At 68.8% G+C, this 7,777-nt stretch carries 4 protein-coding genes, 1 rRNA gene and 1 pseudogene; 1 reads left to right on the top strand and 5 read right to left on the bottom strand.

Annotation, left to right across the window (positions count from 1 at the left end; all coding sequences use genetic code 11):
* Positions 1-130 precede the first annotated feature (130 nt).
* Positions 131-811 carry an acVLRF1 family peptidyl-tRNA hydrolase gene (locus FXN61_RS45090; protein WP_167979953.1) on the bottom strand — a complete coding sequence of 227 codons (681 nt, stop codon included), beginning with the start codon at positions 809-811 and terminating at the stop codon, positions 131-133.
* Complete coding sequence (locus FXN61_RS45085) at positions 808-1,332, bottom strand: hypothetical protein (protein WP_312878491.1); 525 nt, start codon at positions 1,330-1,332, stop codon at positions 808-810. Before FXN61_RS45085 ends, FXN61_RS45090 begins: the two co-directional genes overlap by 4 nt.
* 284 nt (positions 1,333-1,616) lie before the next feature.
* Here FXN61_RS45085 and FXN61_RS45080 point away from each other — a divergent pair, with 284 nt between their 5' ends.
* The gene (locus tag FXN61_RS45080; protein ID WP_246293043.1) at positions 1,617-2,519 is read left to right on the top strand and encodes a helix-turn-helix domain-containing protein; all 903 of its coding nucleotides are present in this window, start codon (positions 1,617-1,619) and stop codon (positions 2,517-2,519) included.
* 66 nt (positions 2,520-2,585) lie between these two features.
* On the opposite strand, the gene FXN61_RS45075 is transcribed toward FXN61_RS45080, so the two are convergent.
* The 3 genes and pseudogenes from FXN61_RS45075 to rrf form a co-directional block, all read right to left on the bottom strand.
* The gene (locus FXN61_RS45075) at positions 2,586-5,378 is read right to left on the bottom strand and encodes a S8 family serine peptidase (RefSeq protein WP_312878489.1); all 2,793 of its coding nucleotides are present in this window, start codon (positions 5,376-5,378) and stop codon (positions 2,586-2,588) included.
* Positions 5,379-5,525: 147 nt separating this feature from the next.
* Positions 5,526-7,065, bottom strand: a pseudogene (locus tag FXN61_RS45070) (deoxyguanosinetriphosphate triphosphohydrolase family protein).
* A 613-nt stretch (positions 7,066-7,678) separates the two neighbouring features.
* A 5S ribosomal RNA gene (gene rrf / locus FXN61_RS45065) occupies positions 7,679-7,777 on the bottom strand; the annotation flags it as partial.

Below are 7,777 nucleotides of genomic sequence, written 5' to 3'. Positions count from 1 at the left end.
TGCGGGGTCGCCGACGCCGCTCAGGGCCAGCGCGGGCACCGCGATGCCGACGGCACCCAGCGCCACAGCTCCCGCCACGATCACCATTCGTTTGCGCACTTGCGACTCCAGCAGGTCGGTGGTGCCTCGGTCAGGCACCCTCACCCGTATCCATGCGGTCGGCGTCCGATCCGGTTGCCCCTGTGTCCTGGATCACGATCTCGACGCAGCGGGCCCGTTCAGCGGCCTCGTCCAGGACCGCGCGCCGTGGTTCGGGGACGTCCAGGACGCGGTCCTCGGCCTTGCTGAAGACGTCTGTGAGCCTGCGGTCGTTGCGCAGCACGTCCAGCGCCTGCCAGTCGCCGCCGAGCACGACGCTGTCCAGTTGGGCAAGCCTCGGGACCAGAACGCGGACGACGTCGTCCGCGGCCGCCTGGAGCGCGACGCGGGCCTGCCCTTCGCGCCGCCGTGCGAACCGCTGCTGCGACCAGCCGCCGGCCCTGATGCGGCCGTGCACCTGCTTGCGGTCTGTCGTGGACACCTCGACCTTGCCGCCGAACGCCACGCCGATGCTGTGCCCGCCGAGCCGGACGAGGACCAGGCCGATGCGGCGCGGTTCCGTCAACCGTTCAACCACCTCTTCTACTGTCGCGCCGCCACGCGTCGCGAACCTGGCCGTCGCGCCGTCGGCGGCGGTGATCACGACATCGAGCTCGCCGACGCGGATCTGGACGGCGCCGTGCCGGTCCGCGAACCTGCCGATCCAGCCCTGGACGCGTTCCGGCTCGACCTCGACGGCCCGTCCTCCTGGAACCGGCCGTACCCGGCTCACCTGACCGCCACCCACACCGGCACGCGGTAGCCGCTCTCCCCCGGCGCGAGTCGCTGCACCGTCGTGAACCCGACGGCGTTCAGCGTGTCCTCCATCTCAGCCGCGGAGAGGACCCTGTGGCGCGTGGCGGCCGTTCCGGAGATCTCCCACCCCGCGCCACCCCGGATCAGGGAAACGACCTCCAGGCCGTACGACAGGCCGTCAGGAGCCCAGTCCCAGAGCTGCACGGTGACCCGGTCGCCGTGCACCTTCGGCGGCGGGGCCGTGGGCTTGAGCACACCGAGCCTGTCGAGCTCCGGCACGGCGGCCACCAGAACACCGCCAGGTCGCAGCGATGCGTGGGCGAGCATGAGGATGTTCGAGAGAGACTCCTCGTGCGCGAGCCTGGGCAGGAGGTCGTCCGCGGCACGCACCGCGTCCACCTGGACACCGGGCACCACGTCGAGCAGGTCGACGACCGCGTGCGGCCCCGGTCCGAGCACCGCTCCGGCCACCGAGGTCAGCACGTCGAGGTCGTTCACCGTGCACACACTAGAGCCATGCCAACACGGGGCGTGCACAGCACACGGATGTTACTGATCGGTTCGGAATGCTTGACAGATCAGCCTCGAAAGCGTGAACTCGTCAACCGTATGGATTAACCATTGACTCCATCCGGCGCCGACCAGCGGTGTTCACGGACGGGTAGGGTCACTGGGGCGTGATCTTATGACAGCGGGGAGTCACCATGACCACTGCTGCCGGTCGACCAACACTGACCGTTGACGACACTGACTCAACGGGCCACGGCAGCCTTACGCAGCTCTTGACGACGGGACCGTTCCCGGAAGCGTTGAGGGCCGCGATCAAGGCGAGCCGTCTCAGCCTCGACCGCATCCAGCACAGGTTGGCATTGCGCGGCGTGACCATCAGCGTCGCGACGCTCAGCTACTGGCAGTCAGGACGGCGAAGGCCTGAACGCCCTGAATCACTGGAGGCGCTGCGGCACCTCGAGTCGGTCCTGGGCGTGCCTCAGTCGGGTCTGTCGGCGCTGCTCGGTCCACCTCGTCCGCGAGGCCGCCGTTGCCGCCCGACGACGATGATGCCGATCGACGCCCTCTGGGCGCGTCGTGAGCGGGTCGCGAACCTGCTCTCGAAGGTCGACACGTCCTCTGACCTGAAGCTCGGCAGGATCAGTCAGCACGATCGCATCGAGATCTCTGCCGACGGCGGGCAGAAATCCGTGTGGGTGCGTCAGATCCTCCGCGCGGAGCAGGACGGGCCGGACCGGTGGGCGCTCGTGTTCGAGACCGAGGAGTCCGATGTGCTCCCCGAGATCGTGAACGTGCGCAACTGCCACCTCGGCCGCATCGCCCGTGACCACGAGGCCAACATCATGGTCGCGGAGATGATGTTCGAGCGGCCGTTGGCCCGAGGCGAGACCCTCATCATGGAATACCAGCTGGTGTTCCCGGAGGGCCACGCTCCCAAGGGCAACAACACGTTCGCGCGCAAGTTCCGTCTGCCGGTCCGCGAGTACGTCATCGAGGTCCGCTTCGACGAGACGAACCTGCCCACGCGCGTGCAGCAGTACAGCGTGCCCGCGGGCGACGAGACGCCCTCTCGGCGGCGCAACCTGACCCTGGACTCGGGCGGCGGCGTGCACGCCGTGGCGCTCGGGTTCGGTCCCGGTGTGTTCGGCATCCGCTGGGAGTGGCCGAACCGCTAGCGATCGCTTCAAGGAGAAGGCCCCCGGCTCGCGAGCCGGGGGCCTTTCCGTTGTCAGCTGGGGCAATCAGACCCAGCCGGCGACGTGCAGGGTCACCGCGCGGATCGAACCGCGGTCGGAGCCCACCACGTCAGCGACCTTGAACACCCACGTGCCGTCCACGGGGTCCGCCGTCAGCGTCGACAGCGGCGCGCCTGCCTTCCACGAGCCGGTGAACGGCGCGTCGCCGCTCAGCACGGACGAGAACGCCCGCGTCGCCGAGTCGTCGAACACGGCCTGGCAGATGTTGTTGCCGGTGCTGCCCGCCCGCGAGAACAGCGTCACGCTCTTGCCGGAGGGCGAGGTCAGCGTGCCGACCAGGTCACCGGCGAAGGTGTGGTCGATGCCCACGGTCGTGGCGCCGTCCGCCGTCGAGCAGGTGGCACCGTCGACCGAGAACTTCAGGTTCGACGCCGCGCCGACACCCGACACCGGCAGCGAGATCGAGACGCCGGTCTGGTCGTTGTCCGGGATGGCCACCGGCTCACCGGTGTACGCGAACGTCTTGAAGTCACGCGCCGGCTCACCCACGCGGTAGGTGAACGAGGCGGTCGTCGGCGACGTCGAGCCCGCGTAGGTCACACGAGCGTCGAGGCGCACCGCCGAACCGAGACCGGCCGAGGCGGGGACCGTCACCTTGTAGGTGTTGGACACCGTTTGGCCGACATCGACGTTGCCGTAGTACTTCGAACGCGGCGCGATGGTCACGCCGGCGGTCGGCGACGACAGCACGACCGAGGTCGACGAGGCAGAACCGTCACCATTGTTGGCCACCGGCACCGTCACCGTGGCAGTCGTGCCCGGCTTGAGGAAAGCGCTTCCATCCGCGTCGTTCACGATCGTCGGACGCTGCGCGCGAGCCAGTGCCTGCGGCGACGCACCCGTGTACTGCAGGGCGCGGTCGGCCATCACGATGCCGGGGCCGGTGCGATTGTCCACACCGGACTCGACGATGTCGATCGCCGTGGCGACAAGGGCTTCCTTGACCTCGGCCGGCGACAGCGTCGGGTTGCCGGACAGGATCAGACCGGCGATCGCGGCCGCGTTCGGAGCCGAGGCGGACGTGCCGAAGAACGGCGCGAAGCCCGGCACCGACGTGGTCACGCCGTCGGCCGCGGTGATGTCCGGCTTCTGCCGGGTCTCGGCGAGCGGCGAGCCGTCGGGCGCGAAGAACGTCTTGCGCGGACCGTCGGAGGTGAAGCGCTCCGGCTTCTGCGTTCCGTCGTAAACGTTCGGGAACGGACCCTTCGGGTTGGCGGGGTCGCCGGGGTGCAGGTCGAACGGCAGCGCCTGAGCGGCGGGAGCGGCCGCGACCGAGATCGCGCCCTTGGCCGCCGAGTGGCCGCGGGTCATGCCGGGCGTGACGAACTTCTTGAGGCCGTCGTTGGAGTCGGCGAAGCGACCGCCGAACAGCGACATCGCGAAGTACTTGTCCTCACCGCGGAACTTCACGACCGCGAGACGCGTGCCCGTGGACGTGCTCGGCGTGTTGAGCCGCTCATACGGGTCCTGCGCGCCGTCCTGGTTGTTCTGGCTGAAAGTGACAACGTTGCCTTGGGCGTTGACCAGGTAGAGGTCGTAGTCGTTGAACGACTGGCCGAGCGGGTCGGCCCAGTGCAGCGTCACCGGGCTGTCGCCCGAGTAGTTCGACAGCGGGTTGAACAGCTGCTTGGCGTTCGGGTCCGGGTTGAAGTCGTGCGCGGAGCCCGCGAACTTGCCGACGCCGACGCCCGAGTCGACGAACTGGGCCTCGTAGTGGCCGGAGGTGCCGTCCGCGACGTTGCCCTGGTTGCCGGCGCTGGAGAAGAAGACAGCGCCGTCCGCGGCGACCGCGTCCACGGCACGCGCGATGATGCCGTCCTGGAACGGCGACTCGTTGAAGTAGATGACGTCGTCGACGATGACGTCGCAGCCGAGGTCGAAGCGCAGCTTCTTGATGTTGTCAGCGAAGCTCGCGTCGCCGTTGAACGCCGTGGCGAAGCCGAGCTCGGCGTTGGGCGCGAGGTCGTGCAGGATCTCGAGCATCGCCGTGCCTTCGTCACCGGAGCCGGCCTGGCCCGGCAGGATGTCGACGGCGGGCAGCTCACCCGCGGCCTGCGACACGGCCAGCGAGTTCACGCCGTCCGAGAGCGCGCAGAGCTTCACGCCGACGCCGGTCACGCGGAACGAGCCACGCGCCGCCTCGGCGTTGTGGGCCTTGTCGCTCTCGCTGACCTTGGCCGCCTGAACGGACATCTGCTTCTCGGCGAGCCTGCGCTCGATCTCTTTCGCTTTGTCCTCTTTAGACGGAGCCTGCTTGCGGCTCTTGTTGTCCCGCTTGTTCTTCACGTCCTGCGTCATCGCGTCGCTGCCAGGCTCGACACGGGCGACGTCATCACGCCCCGCGATCTCGGCGATCTTCGCGACCGGAACCTCGGCACGCACGGTGCGATGCTCGGAGGACACTGCCCGGATCTGTCCGCCCACCGCACGGACAGCGTTGACCAGGTCCTCGGAGTACTGCTTGGCGCGGATGTCCACGAGGGTGGTGGACTGCGGCGTCACGGCGACACCGGTCTGCACCTGCGGAAGGGCGCTCATCGTCCCCATCTGGCCGCGCTTGCGCGCTTCCACGACGAGCGTGCTGTCTACTTTGGACTCAGCTGGGCTGAGCGACTTCTTGATGCTCTGCAGCGCGGCGATCTGGGCCGCGGTGCGATCGGTGACGGACTTCGACGCCTTGACCGGGTCTGCCGACGCCGGCGTGACAACGGTGAGTGCGGCCAGAAGAACTGCGGTACCTGCGGTGACTATCGTCGTGCCTCTTCGAGATCGGCGCACAGGGTTTCTCCCCCGGAACGTTGGCGTGCCCCCGAGCACGCGGCCTGCGGCCGGATGATCCCGGCCGAGGCGTCAACGTATGGTGCTTGCCTGATCACAGTCAGCATCCGATTGGGCTAGTTCTCACTTAGCAGACACAATCACACTTCACAGAACAAACGCGTCGGTCCACAGCTGACCGGTTCGCCCGGAAAGGGCTTCCAGCAACGCAGCGGCCTGGTTGTCGGTGAGCGACGCGACGAAGTCGACGACCGCCCGCCCCCGCGCCAAACCCCGGACGACGTCGGGACCGACCGGCAGCTCACCGGTCGGGCCGACCAATGTGGACGGCTCCGTCCGGGCGAGCGCCGCGTACTCCGTTTCGGCCAGCTCGACGAGGTCGTGCAACCTGCGCGGCAACCGGTCCGACTCGGTCCTGTCCGTCACCCACTGCTCGAGCGCGTCCACCAGCGAGGTGAGCAAACGCGCCTGTCCACGTTGGTGCAACGCCAGATCCGGCCGCAGCAACACGAACCGGCGGTGCACGAACTTCAGCACCTGCACCTCGTGCCACTGCTGGACGGCCAGCACGACGTGACCGGACCGCGGGGTCGGTTCCTCGATGACGCCCACCGCGTCGACGAGCCGGCGCGTCCACCGCGCGCTGAAGCCCGCGACGGCCTGCTCCGCCTCCACCGACCCGTCGAACGGCACCGACAGCAGCCCGTCGACGAGCTCCTTGCTGACCTTGCGCACCGCCAGCGCGAACGCCTCGTCGCTCATCACCCAGGAGTCCTTGAGGTGCATGCGCCTGCGCAGCGTCTCCAGCGACCGGCCGGGCATGCGGATCTCCGCACCGAGCTCGGCGTCGCTCAGACCCGCGAGGTCGAGCGCCTGCGCCTGCCACGTGCCGAGCTCCGCCGCGACCGTCGCGTGCTGCAACACCCCGACCCGGTGGAAGTCCTCCAGGTCGTGGATCGCGTAGGCGATGTCGTCAGCGGTGTCCATGACACTCGCCTCAACGGTCTGCTGCCACGACTCGACGCGCCCCTCGAACGGCTCGCGCGACTGCCGCAGGTCGTTGATCTCCGTGACGTAGGCGGAGAACTTCGAGCTACCGGTGCCCGGCATGTCGTCCGGCGCGGACGCACCACGCGGCGCCACCGGCAGATTCAGCGGCTGGTGACGGGTCCACGGGTACTTCAGCATCGCCGCCCGCACCGCGACGGTGAGGTCGAGCCCGAGCGCCTTGGGCCCCCGCACGTCCGTGGTGGTGACAATGCGGAACGACTGCGCGTTGCCCTCGAACCCGTCCGGCAGCCCGAACCGGTGCCGCGCCAGCCGGTCCAGCACCTGCTCGCCGAGGTGCCCGAACGGCGGGTGCCCCAGGTCGTGCGCGAGTGCCGCCGCCTCCACCACGTCCGGGTCGCAACCGCCGAGCTTCTCGAGCACCGCGGTCAGCTCGGTCCGGCTGGTGAGGCGTTCGGCGATGGCGCGCGCGGCCTGGGCGACCTTGAGGCTGTGGGTGAGCCGGTGTGCACGAGCAGGCCGGACCCCGTCGAGCTGACCACCTGCGTGACGCGCCGAGCCTCGCGAAGAACGGTGAGCTGGCCACCCTGTCGCGGTCGACGCGGAACGGGTTCGTGGCCAGGTCGGCGGTCCTGCCGACGCCGGCGGACCGACGGGCGGTGCGGTGCTCGTGGTGCATGGCAAAGAAGGTACCGGGGAGCCACGAGAGGTATCGGGGAGCCACGAGCGTTCGGCGCCCCACGCGTCTTCCTTATTGCGCGGAGGAAGATGACCATGGTTTTGTGACGCCTCCCGGTGCGGGGAAATAACTACTAGAGGGGGCAGGGCCTGAATCAGGCCATTGTTCACCCGGTCGAGTGAGCCCCTGGGCGGGCTGAGGCGGACAGGTGCCTGTGTGCTCTGCGCCGGCAACGCAGAAAGCCGCGGCGGGGAGCGCACGTGGCCGTACGCGGAAAGCCCTGAGGGGAAGTGCACCTGCCGAACCCAGGAGCCCCGAGGGAAAGCCGCTCGCGCCTAACGCAAGACCCCTGCGAGGGAGCACTCGTGCCCAACGCAAGGCCCCAGCGGGGTAGCGCTCGTGCCTAACGCAAGAGCCCTCCGCAGGGGAGCGCTCGTGCCTAACGCAAGAGCCCTCCGCAGGGGAGAGCTTGCGCCGAACGCAAGAGCCCTCTGCGGGGGAACGCTTGCGGTGAACGCAAGAGCCCGCTGCCGGAGGAGCGTTTGTCGCGAACGCAGAAAGCCCCCGAGGGGAGCGATTGTAGCGCTCGACCCTCAGGGGCTTCTGTACGTAAGTTCGGCGGCGACCTACTCTCCCACACCGTAACCAGTGCAGTACCATCGGCGCAGAAGGGCTTAACTACCGGGTTCGGAATGGGACCGGGTGTTTCCCC

Origin of the sequence: Lentzea indica, assembly GCF_012184385.1 — a bacterium.
In the GTDB taxonomy this organism is placed as follows: Bacteria; Actinomycetota; Actinomycetes; order Mycobacteriales; family Pseudonocardiaceae; genus Lentzea; species Lentzea indica.
The sequence above is the reverse complement of the archived record's forward strand: the minus strand, read 5'-3'. Positions and strand labels throughout refer to the sequence as shown.